At 36.0% G+C, this 18,382-nt stretch carries 17 protein-coding genes; 14 read left to right on the forward strand and 3 right to left on the reverse strand.

Annotated elements, in window-relative coordinates; all coding sequences use genetic code 11:
* Positions 1-45: 45 nt before the first annotated feature.
* The 3 genes from ODR02_RS21050 to ODR02_RS21060 all read right to left on the reverse strand — a co-directional run bounded on the left by ODR02_RS21050 (position 46) and on the right by ODR02_RS21060 (position 2,353).
* Positions 46-339 (reverse strand): hypothetical protein, encoded by a 294-nt coding sequence (locus ODR02_RS21050; RefSeq protein WP_309513452.1) that lies wholly within the window; start codon positions 337-339, stop codon positions 46-48.
* A 175-nt stretch (positions 340-514) separates the two neighbouring features.
* The gene (gene recF, locus ODR02_RS21055; protein WP_309513453.1) at positions 515-1,594 is read right to left on the reverse strand and encodes a DNA replication/repair protein RecF; all 1,080 of its coding nucleotides are present in this window, start codon (positions 1,592-1,594) and stop codon (positions 515-517) included.
* 3 nt (positions 1,595-1,597) lie between these two features.
* The gene (locus ODR02_RS21060) at positions 1,598-2,353 is read right to left on the reverse strand and encodes a hypothetical protein (RefSeq protein WP_309513454.1); all 756 of its coding nucleotides are present in this window, start codon (positions 2,351-2,353) and stop codon (positions 1,598-1,600) included.
* A gap of 18 nt (positions 2,354-2,371) precedes the next feature.
* Between ODR02_RS21060 and ODR02_RS21065 the strand changes: the two genes are divergently transcribed.
* The 14 genes from ODR02_RS21065 (at position 2,372) to ODR02_RS21130 (ending at position 18,380) form a co-directional block, all read left to right on the forward strand.
* Positions 2,372-8,287, forward strand: a complete 5,916-nt coding sequence (locus ODR02_RS21065; protein ID WP_309513455.1) for an alpha-2-macroglobulin family protein — start codon at positions 2,372-2,374, stop codon at positions 8,285-8,287.
* Positions 8,288-8,433: 146 nt separating this feature from the next.
* Positions 8,434-8,922 carry a serine protease inhibitor ecotin gene (eco, locus tag ODR02_RS21070; RefSeq protein ID WP_209783924.1) on the forward strand — a complete coding sequence of 163 codons (489 nt, stop codon included), beginning with the start codon at positions 8,434-8,436 and terminating at the stop codon, positions 8,920-8,922.
* Positions 8,923-9,484: 562 nt separating this feature from the next.
* Positions 9,485-10,903, forward strand: coding sequence for a TolC family protein (locus ODR02_RS21075; RefSeq protein WP_309513456.1), 1,419 nt, complete (start codon positions 9,485-9,487; stop codon positions 10,901-10,903).
* An 11-nt stretch (positions 10,904-10,914) separates the two neighbouring features.
* On the forward strand, positions 10,915-11,871 hold the full coding sequence (locus ODR02_RS21080; RefSeq protein WP_309513457.1) for an HlyD family secretion protein: 957 nt from the start codon (positions 10,915-10,917) through the stop codon (positions 11,869-11,871).
* Between the two features lie 67 nt (positions 11,872-11,938).
* Positions 11,939-13,147, forward strand: a complete 1,209-nt coding sequence (locus ODR02_RS21085; RefSeq protein WP_209783927.1) for an ABC transporter permease — start codon at positions 11,939-11,941, stop codon at positions 13,145-13,147.
* A 392-nt stretch (positions 13,148-13,539) separates the two neighbouring features.
* Positions 13,540-13,995, forward strand: coding sequence for a DUF1569 domain-containing protein (locus tag ODR02_RS21090; protein ID WP_034699611.1), 456 nt, complete (start codon positions 13,540-13,542; stop codon positions 13,993-13,995).
* Between the two features lie 12 nt (positions 13,996-14,007).
* Entirely contained in the window at positions 14,008-14,478 is a 471-nt protein-coding gene (locus ODR02_RS21095) for a hypothetical protein (protein WP_309513458.1), read from the forward strand.
* A 2-nt stretch (positions 14,479-14,480) separates the two neighbouring features.
* Positions 14,481-14,885, forward strand: a complete 405-nt coding sequence (locus tag ODR02_RS21100) for a hypothetical protein (RefSeq protein WP_309513459.1) — start codon at positions 14,481-14,483, stop codon at positions 14,883-14,885.
* Positions 14,882-15,253, forward strand: a complete 372-nt coding sequence (locus ODR02_RS21105; protein WP_309513460.1) for a VOC family protein — start codon at positions 14,882-14,884, stop codon at positions 15,251-15,253. The genes ODR02_RS21100 and ODR02_RS21105 overlap by 4 nt, the downstream gene beginning before the upstream one ends.
* A gap of 17 nt (positions 15,254-15,270) precedes the next feature.
* Entirely contained in the window at positions 15,271-15,816 is a 546-nt protein-coding gene (locus ODR02_RS21110) for an SRPBCC family protein (protein WP_309513461.1), read from the forward strand.
* Between the two features lie 36 nt (positions 15,817-15,852).
* Entirely contained in the window at positions 15,853-16,302 is a 450-nt protein-coding gene (locus tag ODR02_RS21115; RefSeq protein ID WP_105680685.1) for a VOC family protein, read from the forward strand.
* Between the two features lie 301 nt (positions 16,303-16,603).
* A complete protein-coding gene (locus ODR02_RS21120; protein WP_105680684.1) occupies positions 16,604-16,930 on the forward strand; it encodes a hypothetical protein in 327 nt (108 codons plus the stop codon).
* 19 nt (positions 16,931-16,949) lie between these two features.
* Complete coding sequence (locus tag ODR02_RS21125; RefSeq protein ID WP_309513462.1) at positions 16,950-17,582, forward strand: hypothetical protein; 633 nt, start codon at positions 16,950-16,952, stop codon at positions 17,580-17,582.
* 21 nt (positions 17,583-17,603) lie between these two features.
* Positions 17,604-18,380, forward strand: a complete 777-nt coding sequence (locus tag ODR02_RS21130; RefSeq protein ID WP_105680682.1) for a sensor histidine kinase — start codon at positions 17,604-17,606, stop codon at positions 18,378-18,380.
* The last annotated feature ends 2 nt before the right edge of the window (positions 18,381-18,382 follow it).

Consider the following 18,382-nt stretch of genomic DNA (forward strand, 5'->3'; position numbering starts at 1 on the left):
AATAAAAATGCTGTCCGTGGGCAGCATTTTTTATAGGTTTACGTCTTACAATATTTGAAGGTCACTGAATTTTTCCACCCCGAATTTATCCTGGAACTTTTTGAGGTAAAAGCTTTTTCGCATTGTAAAGTCATGTTTCAGTAAAGGAGAATCAATTTTAATGATGATGCATTCATTTTCAATATTGACACTTCTTATTTCCTTGAAAAGACTTTCATCAAGATACTCTTCAAGGAAATCTTTAATATCAAAAGCGACAAGTTTATGTTCAAAACCGTAGATTCTGGCAAAAGATTTTACCAGTTCGGAGGATTGATATTCACGTTTTTTCTTCTTCATAGTTGAGGTTCGGGTTTCAGGTTTTCGGGGTACGTGATTCGTGTTTTCGGATTATGTGATTCGGGATATAGTTCGAATGATAAGTTAAGATAAAAAATATTTCGAGGATAAAAGAAAAGTAATTTTTAATTACAGTCCAATTCTGCATCTCGTAACTCGAATCCCGCACCTGGCATTAAACTTCAAAAATTATACTTTCCTCATTGATTTTCTTTACCACACTCTCCGTACGTTCTCTGTGGGTATCCGTGATGAAGATCTGGCCGAAACTTTCTTTATTAACCAGCTCAATCAATTGTGCAACCCTGGTATCATCAAGTTTATCAAAAATGTCATCAAGCAACAATATAGGGGTCTTTTTCGTCAGTTCTTTTACCAGACTCATCTGAGCCAGCTTTAAAGAAATCAGGAAAGATTTTTGCTGCCCCTGAGAACCGATTTTCTTGATTAAAATATGATCCATTTCAAAAAGAAGGTCATCTTTATGAATTCCCTTTGAAGTATAAGTGAGCATACGATCTCTTTCAAGGCTATCTTTTAAAAGATTTTCAAAAGAATTTTCCAGTAAATGAGATTCATAAATAACAGATACTGTTTCTTTTCCACCTGAAATGATCTGGTAAAAATTCTGAACAATAGGATTAAGCTGCTCTACAAATTCTTTTCTTTTATTAAAAATTTTTGTTCCGAATCTGGTGATGGGATCATTATAGATTTCCAGCGAATCTTTGTCCCACGTTCTGTTTTTGGCAAAATATTTCAGTAAAGCATTTCGCTGCTGAATGGTCTTCTGATATTGAATAAGGTCAAAAAGATACTCTGAATCTGTCTGAGAAATCATCGCATCCAGAAACTTACGCCTGCTTTCCCCGGAATCCGAAATAAGATTGGAATCATAAGGTGAGATCATCACACTGGGCAGATATCCGATATGATCAGCAAGTCTGTCGTAGCTTTTATCATTTTTTTTGATCACCTTTTTAGCTTCCTTAGGCTGAGTGATTCTGATGATATCTTCACTTTCCTCATTCTGAATTTCAGCATCAATGGTAAAAAAATCTTCCTCTTTTTTTATATTGTTAAAATCCGTATTTCCTAGAAAGCTTTTTCCTACTGATAAATAATGCAGGGCATCCAGAATATTGGTCTTTCCCACACCGTTATTACCCACAAAACAGTTGATCTGCGGGGAAAATTCAAATTTTTTCTCAGCGTGGTTTTTGAAATTGTAAAGGGAAAGCTTCTTGATAATCATTCGTCAAAAATACTCCATTATTAGTAAAAATAAAAAAGGAAGTGCAGAACAAGTTTCCACTCCGAAAGAGTAGTAAGCGTCATCTCTTTTATTATCAGAGAAATAGATGAGGATATAAGTTACAATGCTTGCCATAAAAAAAGCCTTGGCATAAGATAATTCAAGATAAAAAATCGAGATCACATTACTGATGAAGACAAGTGCATAGGCAATGTATTTAGTATTCTGAACACCAATCAGCATCGGAAAGGTTTTTACGGTATCACTATTCATATCCCGGATATCAAAAGGAAGAACAAGTGCTGTGATAAAGAAAAAGCTGATCAGAAAGATCGGTATACTGAATTCCGGAAGCGTAAGCCAGCAGTTGACCAGCGCCCATACCAAACCTACATAAAAAACTTTCAGCAAAGGAATCTTTCGGATATAAACATCAAGAAAAAAACTGTTGTAAAGCAGTCCCAGTACCACAATAATAAACCATTTCAAAAGCCTTATTTCATTATGATTGTGGATGATTAAAAAAGCACAGGCAATTCCCGCAAGGGCATTGATAACAACTATTTTGAAAAAATGCTTGGTATATTGATATTTAGTATACAGATAACCACTGAAATAAGTGATGAAAATTAATGCAAAGGTAGGGAAACGGAATGTGTTTTGCTCTTTCATGAAAAATACTGCAAAAAGAGTTCCCATAAGAGAGACATAAATCTGACTGTCTATGACGGTTTTTTTCAGTATTTTTAAGATGTTCATTTATCAAAATTAATATATATGAAAAGATTTTCCAAGATTTTTCTGCTTTTGCTTGTAATGCTAAGCTTTTCAACGGTATCCGCACAGAAATATTACGATACCCAATGGAAAAAAATTGCTGAAAACAGTACGAAAGGAGCTTATAAATCTAATCTTCCCATTATTTTAGACATACAAAAACAAGCCATGAAAGAAAATAATGCCTTTGAGCTGATCCGTTCACTGAAAGCGGAATTCAGTATTGTAAACCAAACAGTGGATGATGATCAGAATGATTCTGCTTCTCAGTTTTTCAAAAAACTTAAAGATGCGGAAGGAAAACTGAACGGAGAAGAGAAATTGATGTACAAGGTCCTGCTGAATGGTTTTTTTATGGATTATTACAACCAAAACTCATGGAAAATAAACGGAAGAACCAATATCAATTCCCAGGATGTTTCCCAGATTGAAACCTGGAGTAAGCTTGATTTTAAAAATTACCTGACCAAAAGTTTTCAGGAACTTGATCAGGAAAAACCTGAAATGAAAAAGATCTCTCTGGAAAAGTATAAAAAAGTTTTTTCAGGAACTGAAGATATAGCATATTTTCCGACATTATCGGACTGGTATGCGGTCAAGAAAATAGAGTTTTTATCCGAAAACAATATTTTCACAAAAAATGAACTGACAGCCAACCGCACAACGATCAGTGCAATCTATGATGAGCTGATTGATCAAAACAGCGGAAATTCCAAGCTGTATTTCATGAAAGAGAAGATTACGGAAAACTGTAACTTCACTCATTGTAAGGATAAACTTCAGCAGCTTCAGAATCTTTTAAAATCTAATGTAGAAGGGGATTATAAAGTGGTGATCATGGGAGAGATCATGGATGAATTTGTGGGCAAGAAGAAACCTAAAGAAGCTCTTGCATTGGCGGCTCAGGCTAAAAGTGAATATCCGAAATCTCCATTCATTGAGAATATCAAAAGTAAGGAAGCTCAGATTGTAAATCCATATCTGACTTTAAAATATGAAGCCCAGACTCAGAATAACCTGCCGATTCATTTTGTTGCCCAATATCAAAATGTATCAGAATTTACCCTGAATATTTATGAAGTAAAAGATGATTTTACCTCATTGTTTCAATACATTGATAATTCTTATTCCAATGTCTTCGGAAAACTAAAAAAGAATCTGGTAAGGAAGGAAACATTCCAGCTTCCGGATCCTAAGGACTATCAGAATCACACAACGTCACTGGAAGTTAAGCCCCTTCCGTCAGGAATATATGTAGCAGAGTTTACAGTTGCAGGAGCTGATATGAAAGACACCGATTCCCGACAAAATTTCTACTTTCTGGTGTCAGGAAACAGAATTATTTATCAATCCAAAACGGACAGGAATCCTCTTACTGACGAGTTGAAACTGGTTAATAGCGAAAATGGTAAACCTGTGACGAATGAAGGACTTCGTTTTTATGAATTTGTTTCCAATAAAACATTAAATAAAATTGAGGGAACAACCACTGCAAACGGAGTATTTAAATTCCCTTCCACACAAAGCAAAGAATATTACAGAACTTTTCTGATCCAGCAGCCTAAGACAAATGATTTCCAGATCATGCAGGTGTATGGAAACAGAGGATCTGCTGAAGATTATAATCCCAACAAACAAACGCGTTCAACGGCACAGATTTTCATTGACAGAGGCATCTACCGTCCAGGGCAAACTGTTTATTTCAAGGTGATCAATACAAGACAGAATAAAGAAGTGGAAGCTGTGCTTTCTGGATTAAAACAAAAAATTACGTTATTGAATACCAATAACGAGGAGGTTTCTTCTCAGGAATTTACCACCAATGAGTTTGGTTCTTATCATGGAAGTTTTATTCTTCCGAAAGGAAAACTGAACGGTAATTTTTATCTGAGAATTGAAGGGGAAAGCCAGGGATATAAAAACTTCAGGGTAGAAGAATACAAAAGACCAAAGTTTGAGGTAACCTTTAATCCGGTAAAAGAAGAGTATAAATATGGACAAACCATAGAACTGAAAGGAAAAGCGGTGATGTTCTCCGGTGTTCCACTCAGCAACACTGTGGTGAATTATGAAATCAAAAAGCAGAATATCAGATGGAGATATTTCAGCTGGTATCCACAGGACAATGATAATGAAAACTCAATTCTGGGTGAGGCGAAGACCAATGAAAAAGGTGAGTTTACGATCCGTTTAGAGCTTAAAAAAGATGAAAAACTGGAAGGGATACAAATTGATAACTATGCCATCAATGCTTCGGTTACAGATATCAATGGGGAAACACAGACCGCTAATACCCAGTTGAAGGTAGCCTCAGTTTCTCACTATATCCAGGCAGAAAATATCAGCAATACTTTTGCCGATGAAAATGTAAAAGTAAAGGTAGAAACCAAGAACTATAACGATCAGAATCTTAAGAAGCCTTATCAGGTTAAGCTGTCAAAACTAATGGCTCCTGACAGAATTTTCAGAGATAATTTCAAATCTGATGTTCAGAATCTGCCTAAATATTCGAAAGAAGAATTTATCAGCAAATTCCCACATGATCTTTTTGATAAAAATGATGAGGTCAAAAACTGGAAAACAGAAAAAGTACTGGTAGAAAGACAACAACAGCCATCTGCTGACAATGCTCAGCTTTCAACGAATCTTGATTTAGGAAAACTGGATGCCGGAGATTATCAGCTGGAGCTTTTCAATATTGAAGGAAAAGACACCATAAAATCTTCCCAGTATTTCAGTGTCTGGGATAAAGCTTCTTTAAAGCCGACTCAAAAAACATTCCTTACCGTGATAGCTCCGAAAGAAGAAGTCTCAAGAGGAGAAAAAGTGAAAGTGTATGTTTTCTCAGCAATTCCTGACGCATTGGTCAATGTTTTTGTTCAGGACGGATCTGGAAAAACGGTTTCAGAAGTTCATCAGCTTAAAAAAGGAATACTGGAATATACCACTGAAATTCCTAAAGATAAAAGTGTCTCAGATCTGAACCTTCAGTTTCAGCTGGTGGCATTCAATGATGTGAATACAGAATCTGTTTCTTTAAAAATAAAGGATACCGAAAAACCTTTAAAAATAGAAACGGTAACTTTCAGAGATAAGCTTGAGCCAAATTCTAAGGAAAAATGGACGGTAAAAGTAACCGGGAATGATAATGAAAAGATCAATGCTGAAGTATTGGCTAATATGTATGATATGTCTCTCGATCAGTTTGCAGCTAATAGCTATAGCTGGAGAAAATTATATACCCCATTTGTAATAGTCACTTCATATGGAATCAGAAATTACTTGCAGCAGCAAAATTATCAGAAAAGACTGAACTATTTCGAAGACAGATATATAGCAGTTCCTCAGTTTAACTGGTTTGATGGTGATTTTTATTCAATTTCAAGAGAAACCATTGTAGGATTTAGTAATCAGGAAGGAGTTAAAGCTCCGGCTTATACACCGCCGCCATCACCCATTGCGGGCGCAAGATTTAAAACTGCCAGAGCATCCGTTGCAGAAGATAAAATTGAGGTTATGCAGAATGTTGTTCCTGAACCTGTAAAAGCTCCGAAGGTAGAAAATTCTCCTCCTGGATCTTCTGAAGAAAATCTGGACAAGGTAGCTGTTCGTAAGAATCTAAATGAAACAGCATTCTTCTATCCGGATCTTAAAACTGATGCTGATGGAAATGTCAACTTCGAATTCACTTCTCCGGAAGCATTGACAAAATGGAAACTGATGTTCCTTGCCCATACAAAAGATGCAAGAGCAGCTACATTGGAAAAAGAAGTGGTAACACAAAAAGAATTCTCAGTAACTCCAAATTATCCGAGATTCCTGAGAGAAGGAGATGAACTGAATCTACAGTCGAAGTTATCTAACCTTACAGATAAAAAACTAAATGGTTCTGCGGAATTACAAATTCTGGATGCCTTTACCAACGAAAATATTTCTTCGAAGTTCGGAATGAGTTCAGGAGGACAAAACTTCAGCTTAACTGAAAATGGAAGCAGTGCATTGACATGGAAATTGAAAGTTCCGGACAATGTTTCTTCTGTTATTTTCAAAGTGGTAGCAAAAGCCGGAGCGTATTCGGATGGAGAGCAGCAGGCCATTGCGGTATTGCCAAACAGAATGCTGGTAACGGATGCTGTTCCTGTTTTTGTGAAAGAAGGAGAAACGAAGACATTTGTATTGGATAACCTTAAAAATAATACCTCTAAAACAGCTTCTAATGTTTCCAATACGCTGGAACTGACAACCAATCCGATCTGGGAAATTATGTTTGCCCTTCCAAGTCTGAAAAATGACCAGAATAACTCTGCAGATGTGATATTCAACAAGTGGTTTGCGGATGTACTGGCTTCGGAAATATTCAAAGCAAATCCAAAAATGAAAACGGTTTTTGAGGAATATCAGAACAAAGGATTATTAAATTCAAACCTTGAAAAGAATCAGGAATTAAAACAATTGTTGTTGGAAGAAACACCATGGGTGCTGGAAAGTAAAAATGAAGGCGAACAGATGCAGAAACTGGCATTATTGTTTGATGTCAATACGATGAAAAATTCTATTAATCAGGATTGGGATGAGTTGAAAAAACTGCAAAACCCTGACGGTGGATTCTCATGGTATCCTGGTTATCCAAGTTCTTATGGTACCTCATTGTATATCCTTAAAAACTTAGGAAAAATCAATTCCTGGTTAAAAGATAATGTGAAAGATTATCAGAGCTCAGAACAGAAAGCTATTGTCGCTAAACTGGTTCAGTATGTAGACAATGAAGTGAGCAAATATTTTGATGTGAAAAAAGGGAATGTCTGGAACAACTGGGCAATGGATTATCTTGATACCAGAAACTACTGGGAGCAGCAATATCCTTTGAAAGGTAAAGGAGCAACCCTGAAAACGCTGGTAAAACAAAAAGCAAAGACTGCTAAGATTACCGATTTTACATTCTTCGGACTTCACCGCGCTGCATTATTGATGAATGATTATGGTCTGAAAGAGGTATCTGCTAAGCTGATGACCTACCTTAAGGAGACTTCCACAGATACAAAAACACAGGGAGTTTACTGGAAACAAAACCTGAACGACTGGGGATGGTTTGGCTCTAAAGTGGTCAGCCATGCCGGAGCACTGGAAGCTTTCAATAAGCTGAAATCTAATGATCAGAACTTTATTGAAGATGTGAAAATCTGGCTGGTTACTCAGAAAGAAGTTAACTCATGGGGAAGCTCAAGAGGAACTGCGGAAGTGATCTTCACGATTTTGAATTCAGGGAAATCATGGACGGGAACAGAAAGTGATAAAGCAACCATTGTTTGGGGCGGAAAGGAATTAGTTCCTCAGACTCAGGCAACGGGATATGTGAAATCAACAATGAAAACAGATGCCGTAGATAAAAATTTAGCAACTGTAACGGTTACGAAGCCAGGTCCGGGAATTGTTCAGGGAGGATTGTTCTGGCAGTATTATGAAGACCTTGATAAAATCAAATCTTCTGAAAATTATATTTCTGTAACCAAAGAACTTTATAAAAAGGTAAAAACGGTAAATGGGGAAGAACTTCAGAAAATCTCATCCGAAACACCGCTGAAAGTAGGAGATAAAGTGACGGTAAGAATGATTCTGAATACAGACAGAGCCATGGAGTTTATTCATATTAAAGATATGCGTGCCGCAGGATTCGAACCTGTAGATGTATTATCCGGATACCAGTGGAAAAATAATCTGGGATACTATCAGTCTACCAAAGATGCCTCTACCAATTTCTATATTCAGTATATGCCGAAAGGAAAATATGTTTTTGAATATGATGTGGTAGCCAATGCATCAGGTAAATTCTCAAATGGAATTACCACCATGCAGAATTACTACGCACCGCAGATGAATGCGCATACAAAAGGAACCGGCGTAACAATTTCAGAGTAATGTATAAAAAACTGCAGTAAATTTTACTGCAGTTTTTGTTTTAAGGTTTAAAATAAAATAGAATTAAATCGAAAAACCAAACAATTGTTTAATTTTGGAATAGTTTTTGGAATTAAGATAATATCAATTAAAAAAATTATTAAAAGATGAAATTTTCTAAAACTTTAATTACAGGATTGGTGTTGATGGCCGGAGTAAATGCTTTTGCACAAAAGAAAGCAGAAAAGTTTGAAAAACTACAGATTGAAATGTTCCCAAAAGCTAAAGAAGGATACAAACAAGTATATATTCAGCTTCCCGTAGCAAAAAATGAAAACGATTTAAAAGTTGAACTTTTTGTCGGAACTGAAAAAATGTTAGACTGCAACAACTATTTCTTAATGGGAGAAATGAAAACTCAGGATCTTCAGGGATGGGGATACAACTATTACGAAGTAGAGTCTAAAGGAGAAACAGCAGGAACTCTTATGGGATGCCCTGGGCAGAAACAGACTAAAAAGTTTGTGACTTTAAAACCTGAAATCGTAAGATACAACAGTAAACTTCCATTGGTATTCTATGTACCAAAAGACATTGAAGTACGTTACAGAATCTTACGCCCTGATGCTGCCATGAAAAAAGCAGTTCAAAAGTAAATCAGCTTATTATAATTATACAGAAAACTCCTCACAGTAATGCGGGGAGTTTTCGTTTTTGCACAGTATCAGATTGGAACTAATTCAACGTTTTCTCCATTATCTTAGCTAAGTGAAACGCCTTTACGAACAAGCTTAAACCGATTCATAATGCTTTTGCGGACATCGCGTTGTAATATATTTTTGGCTAAAGCCCATTCTCACAAATTTTACTGATTTTTATTTCCAGAGCCTAAGCATCCAGTTTGCCATTCCGCAGGAATCTAGATTCCTATATTCAGAATAAGAATAAAAAGGAAAGATTTATTTTTCGATTGAATATCCGTTGATTCTTTTGTTTCCTAAGAAAAGACACAATAAAAAGGACGCAGTAAAAGTAGAGTTAATTATTTTTTCAAAATTTTTTAAGTTTTAATTAACATTTAAACACTTCGGGCAAAACTTTATTTTGTAGGGCTTTAAACTTAAACATATTTTAAACTTACTTTAAATTCACTGTATTGTAGAATTATCTTTAAGGATTTTATCTTTTTTTGCATTATATTTGTTATAAACATAAACCATGAAAAACAATTTATTGATTTTTACGTTTAGTTTTTTTGCTTTCCCCGCTTTTGGCTGGGCACAGTCTGCGCCGGATTTTAAAGAACTTCTGGATAGTGCTATGGTTCGGGACTCGAACCTTAAAATGCAGATTACCCAAAACAAACTTACCGATCTTGATGAACACAAACTGAAAGATATCTTTCTTCCAACCCTGGAATTAAGTGGTAAAGCAGGTTATCTCAATGGAACAGCAAGACTGACGTCACCGGAATTTAATCTCGCTCCCTTTATCAATATTCCGGAAGGAGCTTTCAACAATAATTTCAATGTGTCCGGATTTTCAGGAATTGCCAAAGCTGATGCTAAAATGCTTTTGTATTCAGGTGGCAAAGTTAAATACATGAAAAAGGCCGTTGAAGAAAAGAAAAAATCTGAAGATATTCTTTTGGAGAAAACAAAAGATGAGGTGATTGCCACCATTTCTAAAGCGTATGATCAATTAGCCTTAATTCATCAGTCTAAAAAAGTACTGGATGAAAGTAAAAAAAGACTGGATATCAACAGAAAAACTGCAGATAAAGCTCTTGGCTATGGTCTGATTACTCCTTATGATCATAAAAAAATTGAACTGGCTCAGGCAACTTTAGATGCTAAAATGGTAGAATATGAAGGGAAAAAAGAACTTCTTCTTACCCAGCTTTATATTTTAACAGGAATCAACAGAGAAAGGCTGAAAATGATTGATCCAGTATTATCTCCGGTAGAATTGTTGGCCGCAGAAAAAGGAATAGAGCAGAGAGCTGAAATCAGAGCGCTGGAACATGGCATCAGCGCTGCAGACTATAAAATAAAGGCTGAAAAAACCTGGATGATTCCTAAAGTACAGCTGATGGCTTCAGCCTATTATATCGGACTGTACGGAAACAGAATTAAGTCCTCAGAAAATGTCATCCCGGCAGTTCCAATACTTGGATATGAAGGAAAAAAACTGGACTGGAGACCTAATAACATTAACATATTTCCACTGATTACAGCTGGAGTAGGATTTAAATGGGAAATTTTTGATGGTAAAGAAGGAAAACATGCAGAAGAAACAGCCAAAGTAGGAAAAGAAGTACTACAAAATCAGAAAGAAGATGCTCTGAAAAAACTGACCCTGAATCTGGCTAATAATCAAACCAATTATAATATCGCCTCCGCACAGATTACCTTGAAAGCCAAAGAAAAAGAGCTGGCAAAAAATGCGTTGGTACAGGCCGAAAAAGAATTCAGATACGGAATGAGTAAATCTTCACAGCTTATTGATGCAGAAAATGATCTTGAAGCTTCCGAACTGGAATATCAGAATGCCATTTTCAACCAGAGAAGAGCGGGAATAGAACTGATGAGGTCTACCCAGGAACTGGATATCACCAAATTTTATTTAATCCCTTAAAAATTTAAATGATGCATAAAAATATATCTATACTCTTCGCTGCTCTGTTTTTGCTGGGGAGCTGTGACAAAAAAAATGAAAAAAACAAAGATCCTGAAGGAAAAACAAAAAAGGATGTGATCTCTTTTGCTCCTAAAGTTACCGGAAGGATTCTGAAAATATATGTTTCTGAAGGGCAAACCGTGAAAAAGGGAGATACGCTGGCTCAGCTTGATGTTCCTGAAGTTTCCGCAAAAATTGCACAGGCACAGGGCGCTGTAAATGCTGCTACGGCCCAGGAACAGATGGCGAAAAACGGAGCTACAGCCGATCAGTTGAGACAGCTTAAGGCTAAATATAAAGGACTCAAAGAGCAATATGAATTTGCCCAGAAATCTTACAAAAGAGCAAACAATATGTTCCGCGACAGCTTGATGTCTCCACAGGCTCATGACGAAATCTATGCAAAACTACAGGGAGCAAAAGCACAGTATGATGCGGTAGTCGCCGAACTGGATGATGTAACAAGAGGTACCCGTTTCGAAAAAGTAGAAATGGCAGCAGGGCAGGCTTCACAGGCTAAAGGAGCTTTGCAGGAAGCCAATGTAGCCTATTCCGAAAGATACATCATTGCTACCAACGATATGGAAATCGAAACCATCAGCTTGAATACGGGTGAGCTTGCTACAGCTGGTTTTGCTTTATTCAATGGATATATTCCCGAAAGCACTTATTTCAGATTTACAATCCCGGAAAGTGCCATTTCAAAATACAAAAAAGGACAGGAGGTGACCATGCAAGTCGTTTACAACAAAGAAACCCTGACAGGAAATATAGTGTATATCAAACAGCTGACAAAATATGCAGATATCACGACAGCTTACCCTGACTATCAGCTGCAGGATGCGATCTATGAGATCAAAGTAAAACCGAAAGACATGAATAAGGCTAAAAGTATTTTGGTCAATGCCAATATAATCCTGAAATAAATTGAAAAAGAACAGATGAAACTTCTATTGGATTTTATTTCGTTCTTCAACATATAAAAATATACAGATGAAAGAATTTTTCCGTCTTTTAAAACGTGAGTTCAAACTTTTTATCGGCAATTCAACCTTAAGGACGGTGTTCTTTTTGGCACCAGTCTTCTATGCAACCTTGCTGGGCTTTGTTTACAAAAGCGGAAAAGTTGAAAATACTCCTGTTTTGGTTGTCGACCGGGATAATACCCCTTTGTCAAACCAACTGACGGAAATGCTGGATGATAATAAAAGCATCAAAATTATCAGATATCTCCAGGAACCTCTGAGTATTAAAGATGAGGTGATCAGACATGAAGCTGCAGCTGTGGTGATTATTCCATCAAGATTTGAAGGAGATATGCTTCAGAAAAAATACCCTGAACTGAATGTCTACATCAATACAGGAAATGTCTTAACAGCAAATTTTGCTTCCAAAGCTCTTCAGCTGACCATAGGAACATTTTCTGCCGGAGCTTCCATCAAAGCTCTTCAGAAAGCAGGAATGCCCGCTGCCAAGGCCGCTACTCAGTATGAGCCTTTCAAAGCTAATTATATCACCCTTTTCAATACTACCGGAAACTACCTGATCTTTATGTGGCCTGCAATGCTGGCGGTAGTATTACAGCAGGTAATTCTGTTGGCGATGGCTGTAAGTTTTGCTGCCGAATTTGAAAGAGGTTCTTTCGTAAAAGAATACCTGAAAATGAAAAAATGGGCTTTCCCAACCATGCTTATTAAGGTGATCCCGATTTGGGTATTTTCTATTCTCATCGTAGGTATTTATTACTTTATGCATATGATTTTCCATGTTCCGATGCCTGAAGGAATATTTAATTTTATTCTTCTGACAGCGGTCTTTGTAGGATCAGTTTCATTTCTGGGAGTATTTATCAGTATTCTGATTCCGGATGCTTTGAAGGCTACGCAGATCCTTATGGTTATTGCTTCACCAGCGTTCATTATCAGTGGGTTTACATGGCCTTTAAGTGCAATGCCTGCTTTTGTACAGTTTATCGCGAATATTATTCCATTAACTCCCTTTTTACAGGCTTTCAAAATCTTATTGATTCAAAAAGGTTCGGTAGAACTTACTTTCCCTTACCTGAAACATTTAAGTATTCTTTTAGTTGTGTATGCCATCATTGGCTGGATTGCTTTAAAGATTAAGCTTTGGTTTATTTTCAGAAAAGCAGCGCCGCAGGAAATTGCTTTGGAGAATACTTCCCAGGAGGATGTTGAGTAGTTTTTTTTGCTTTGCTAGATGCTAGATGCTAGATGCTAGATGCTAGATGCTAGATGCTAGATGCTAGATGCTAGATGTTAGGGGATTGTTTCAGTTATTCTGATGGGCGGTTGTGCTTATGATAATTTTAAATATTGAGGATTAAAAAATAAGTCAGAGATAATCAGCTTCCAGGTTGAATCGCTGGCCACTCGAATCTCGAATCTCGTAACTCGTATTCTTTCAATCTTAATTTCTACACTTAATCTAAAAAATGGCAGCCAGAACCCTGCAACAATCAACCTCGTACCCGCATCTCACACCTCGTATCCCAAAAATTTCTCCTTTTTTCAACCAACTATCAAATCAATCAAAAAAACTGATATATTTGTCCATAGTAAAATAGAAATTATATGGAAAACGTATTTGATGCAAAAGATGCTCAAAACTATATTGATAGGATCAACAGGCTGGTAGAAGATACTCATGGTTTGTGGGGGAAAATGACCGTGGACCAAATGCTGGCACACTGCTGTATTACCTATGAAATGATCTATGAACCGGAAAAACACAAAAAGCCGGGAGCTATTGCCAAATTTATACTGAAAACTTTCGTAAAACCCAAGGTAGTGGGAGAAAAAGCATATCCAAGAGATTCTCCTACCGCTCCACAGTTTTTGATTACTACCAGAAAGAACTTTCATGAAGAAAAAACAAGACTGATCGGTTTTATTCAGAAGACCCAGCAGTTAGGTGCAGATGCGTTTGATGGTAAAGAATCTTTTTCTTTTGGAAAACTGAATTCTCAGGAATGGAATAATATGTTTGCCAAACATCTGAACCACCATCTTGCCCAATTTGGCGTTTAAAAAAATCACACTATGAAAAAACTTTTATTACTCTTCATTCTGGCAGCCAATTTTGTATGGGCTCAGATGCCTGATATCTCAAATACCTGGCTGAACAATAGTAAACCGTATATAGGAACTATCGGAAATAAAGGTCAGGAGCTGAAAGTAAAGATCAATATTTCTGAACAGAATAAAAAAAATGATCAGGAATATTTCGTTTCAGGATACTCTCTTGTAGATACCAATTATACAAAATTTGAAGGGAAAATTACCATTTCAAAATATAAAGATTCCAAGAAACAGGGTGCGGTATACGGAGAATATGAGCTGGCGGAAGAGAATAAAGGAAAACATTCCGGACTTTTTAAAGGAAGGTTTGTTTATAATTTCAAATGGAACAGAAAAACAGAGAAAATCGAAGGACAGTATATTGAGCTTATTGGAAACTGGAAAAGCTATGATGGAAGCATAGAGCTTAAAACCCAACTCAAAAACCAATAATCATGCTGAGAAGAATATTAGCCGTATTGGCAGGTCTTATTGCAGGATCCATTGGTATTACTGTAGTGGAGAAAATAGGACATGCTTTATATCCTCCTCCTGTGGAAGCGGTAGCCGGAGATATTGAGGCATTGAAAGTTTATGTAGGCCAAGCGCCTTTTATGGCTCTGTTTTTTATCATTCTGGCTTATGCCCTGGCAGCAGTTATTTCCGGATTTACAGCAACAAAAATTTCAAATAATGGGAAATATACAGCAGCACTGATTTGCGGAATTATTTTCCTGCTAATGACTGTATACATGATGGTGTCTTTACCTACTCCAATCTGGTTCTGGATTTTAGGAATCCTTGTTTGGGGATTGGTTTTCGTTGGACATAAACTTGCTTTAAAAACAAAAAAAATATGAAATTAGGAGCTTTTTCAATTAGCTTAAGCGTAAAAGATCTTCAGAAATCCAAAGATTTTTATGAGAAACTTGGGTTTACAACCATGGCAGGAACGGAAAAACAAAACTATCTCATCATGAAAAACGGTTCTACCTTGATAGGCCTTTTTCAGGCGATGTTTGATGGAAATATGCTTACTTTCAATCCGGGATGGGACGAAAATGCACAAAATCTTGAATCTTTTGACGATGTACGTGAAATTCAGAAAAGATTAAAAGAAAACGGAATAGAAATCGGAAAAGAAGCGGACGAAACCACTTCAGGTCCCGAACATATCTACCTGAAAGATCCCGATGGAAATATGATTCTTATAGACCAACACAGATAATAATTAAAAACACATTTATGATGAGAACATTTAAAAGAATTATTTTATTTTTAACCACAGTACTAATCATTTTATTAGTTTGGGCGGCTTTTATTTCAGGAGACTGTAAATATGAGAAGTCAGTTTCTATCAATGCACCGGTAGAAAAAGTATGGCAAAATACCAATACCCTCAAAGCAATGGATCAATGGAGTCCATGGAATGATCTTGATCCGGGGATGAAAAAAGACTGGACAGGAACAACAGGACAACCGGGAGAAAAAGTTTGCTGGGACAGTAAAAATAAGAATGCAGGAAAAGGTTGTCAGGAATTGAAAAAAGTGGATGAAGCAGGTAAAAGAATAGATACGGAAATTAAATTCCTTACTCCCTATGAAAGTGAAGCAAACGCTTATGTAACAGTAGTTCCGGAAGGAAACGGAAGTAAGGCAACATGGGGATTTACCTCACAGATTCCTTATCCTTTTACTTTGATGAAGCTGTTTATGAATATGGAGGACGCTGTTGGAAAAGATTATCAGAAAGGGCTTTCAAGATTAAAAGTTTTATCTGAAAAACCTTAATAAAAAACAAACTCAACTTAAAAAAACAAAACAATTATGGCAACAGTAAATGTTTACTTGACATTCAATGGAAACTGCAGAGAAGCATTTGATTTTTATAAATCTGTTTTCGGAGGAGAATATCCTTACATCGGAACATTTGGAGAAATGCCTCCAATGGAAGGAAAAGAAACTCCTGAAGAAGACAAAAACAAAATTATGCACGTTTCACTTCCAATCTCTAAAGAAACAATATTGATGGGAAGCGATACAGGAGGAGAGTGGTCTTCCAATTTCAAAACAGGGAACAATTTCTCTATTTCTGTGAACGCTGAATCTAAAGAAGAAGCAGACAAATTATTCGGTGGTCTTTCTGCTGGAGGACAAATAACAATGCCAATGGCAGATACTTTCTGGGGAGCTTATTTCGGAATGTTTAGTGACAAATTCGGAATCAACTGGATGGTAAATTATGACGATCCTGCTAAAATGCAGCAGCATCCATAAGATTTATATTGGTATTTAAAATAGTAAAAAAGCCGGCAGATTTCTGTCGGCTTTTTCAATGTGATCCTGATAAGTAGCCGATAAAGGAAATAAAAGTGATAACAACGTATTAAATGCCAAATTGAAAAACGGGTAGAAATACGCAATCCTGTTGTTTTTTATTATTATAATTTTGAAAAATAAATATTATGTTAATTAATATAAATTTATTTCACAGTATGGTTAGTTTTTTCATAACTTGTAATGTGTAGTTATAACGACTTTATTCTAAACCTATTATATAATTTAAAACAAGAAAACTATGGAACTACCTAAACATGCAGTCTTATTAGAAGATGCTAAAACATGGATCAGCAACTGGCAGAATACAAAAGTAATTGATGGAATGTCTATACGGGCTCACCTTATCCCAGCGAAGGATGTACATGATATTTTCATTAAAGATAAAGGATTTGAGAGATATCGGGGATATAATGCCATTACCGATGAAGGCGAATTTAAGTTTCTGATGGTTGGGGTAGATGCTGATAACAATGATATTGTAGATTATGATAAAGGATACTATGTTTATGACATGACAACACCTTGCCCAAGTGTATGTTCCACTGCGAAATGGTGGAATCTGTAATTTGAAAAACTAGAGATCATTGGATCATTGGATTGAAATATTGTCATTAATTGGAAAAGGCATTCTGCTGATCAATCTGGCAGTATACTGTATGGGCTTTTCAAGAGCAGGAAAAGCCTATACATTCTTCATCGGCTATCTAGCCTGGATATTAATATGTGAAATTGTTTTCTATGTATTGAATTCTCAGAAGATAAACAATCTGTTTTTCTCTCATTATTATCTGATTGGTCAGTTTTTGTTACTGGGGTTGTTCTTTCATGAAATTTTAATAGAAAAATACCAGAAAAAAACAGCACTTGCATTTTTAATTATCATTCCTGTAGTTCTCGTTATACAGTATATAATATACCCCGAGAAATATTATGTTTTTAACCTGTTTGAAATTTTTGTCACCTCTTATTCCATTATAATTCTGGCATTATTTCATTTGTATAATATACTGGATACTAAAAAGAAATACAATTATATAAGTCTGGGACTTTTACTTTACCTGATAAGCAGTACTGTGATATTTTTATCCGGAAATCTTTATACGGTGATGAACAGAAAACTGCATAAAGAGATATGGGTTTTTAATGTCGTCATGTTTATTATATACCAGATTTTTATTCTGGCAGAATATCTTTCTTCCCGTAGAAAAAATGTGTAATTACTGTTATGATTTTACAAAATGAATGAAAATACAATTATTTCCACTATCGTTTATACCTTTCTGGCATTTACTTTACTGGCCGTTACGCTGATCATATTTTATTATTTTTCTAATAAGAAAATAACCAGAAATCTTATTCAGAAAAAAGAACTGGAAATCAGATATGAGAAAGATCTTACCCATGCCATTATCAGTGCTCAGGAAAAAGAAAAACTGCGGATTGCTCAGGATCTGCATGATGACATCAGCTCAAAACTCAGTGTGGTTTCTTTAAATATCCATCTGTTGGATTTTGATAATCTGGCCAGAGAAGAATACACCGATCTGAAAAATAAAATAATACATCTGGTCAACAAAACTGCCGAAAGCGCCAGGCAAATCTCTCATGATCTGCTTCCTCCCATTTTAGAAAAATTTGGCCTTCATGCTGCAATAGATGCCCTATGCTCAGAAATTAACATGTCCAAAACCCTGCAGGTTACTTATTCCAACAGTCTATACTTTGCAAAAACAGAAGAAGAAAAAAATTTGCATATCTTTAGAATACTTCAGGAGCTCATTAACAATTCCATAAAGCATGGTGAAAGTACTCATATTGATATAGAATTTCTAGGAAAAGAAGGAAAAAATACCTGTATCTATAAAGATGATGGTAAAGGATTTAATCTTGATGAAAATACTTTGAAAGGAGGATTAGGCTTGCGAAACATCAGAAGCCGGGTAGAACTGATCAATGGAACACTGAAAATTGAAAGTGAAAACAATAAAGGAATCACCGTAGAATTTACATTTTAAAT

The sequence above is a fragment of the Chryseobacterium sp. CFS2 genome (assembly GCF_036543225.1).
Taxonomy (GTDB): Bacteria; Bacteroidota; Bacteroidia; order Flavobacteriales; family Weeksellaceae; genus Chryseobacterium; species Chryseobacterium culicis_A.

Bases quoted from the DNA above. Each gene is read 5' to 3' on its own strand.
- ODR02_RS21050 (WP_309513452.1), bottom strand. From the start codon at position 339: ATGAAGAAGAAAAAACGTGAATATCAATCCTCCGAACTGGTAAAATCT.
- recF (WP_309513453.1), bottom strand. From the start codon at position 1,594: ATGATTATCAAGAAGCTTTCCCTTTACAATTTCAAAAACCACGCTGAG.
- ODR02_RS21060 (WP_309513454.1), bottom strand. From the start codon at position 2,353: ATGAACATCTTAAAAATACTGAAAAAAACCGTCATAGACAGTCAGATT.
- ODR02_RS21065 (WP_309513455.1), top strand. From the start codon at position 2,372: ATGAAAAGATTTTCCAAGATTTTTCTGCTTTTGCTTGTAATGCTAAGC.
- eco (WP_209783924.1), top strand. From the start codon at position 8,434: ATGAAATTTTCTAAAACTTTAATTACAGGATTGGTGTTGATGGCCGGA.
- ODR02_RS21075 (WP_309513456.1), top strand. From the start codon at position 9,485: ATGAAAAACAATTTATTGATTTTTACGTTTAGTTTTTTTGCTTTCCCC.
- ODR02_RS21080 (WP_309513457.1), top strand. From the start codon at position 10,915: ATGCATAAAAATATATCTATACTCTTCGCTGCTCTGTTTTTGCTGGGG.
- ODR02_RS21085 (WP_209783927.1), top strand. From the start codon at position 11,939: ATGAAAGAATTTTTCCGTCTTTTAAAACGTGAGTTCAAACTTTTTATC.
- ODR02_RS21090 (WP_034699611.1), top strand. From the start codon at position 13,540: ATGGAAAACGTATTTGATGCAAAAGATGCTCAAAACTATATTGATAGG.
- ODR02_RS21095 (WP_309513458.1), top strand. From the start codon at position 14,008: ATGAAAAAACTTTTATTACTCTTCATTCTGGCAGCCAATTTTGTATGG.
- ODR02_RS21100 (WP_309513459.1), top strand. From the start codon at position 14,481: ATGCTGAGAAGAATATTAGCCGTATTGGCAGGTCTTATTGCAGGATCC.
- ODR02_RS21105 (WP_309513460.1), top strand. From the start codon at position 14,882: ATGAAATTAGGAGCTTTTTCAATTAGCTTAAGCGTAAAAGATCTTCAG.
- ODR02_RS21110 (WP_309513461.1), top strand. From the start codon at position 15,271: ATGATGAGAACATTTAAAAGAATTATTTTATTTTTAACCACAGTACTA.
- ODR02_RS21115 (WP_105680685.1), top strand. From the start codon at position 15,853: ATGGCAACAGTAAATGTTTACTTGACATTCAATGGAAACTGCAGAGAA.
- ODR02_RS21120 (WP_105680684.1), top strand. From the start codon at position 16,604: ATGGAACTACCTAAACATGCAGTCTTATTAGAAGATGCTAAAACATGG.
- ODR02_RS21130 (WP_105680682.1), top strand. From the start codon at position 17,604: ATGAATGAAAATACAATTATTTCCACTATCGTTTATACCTTTCTGGCA.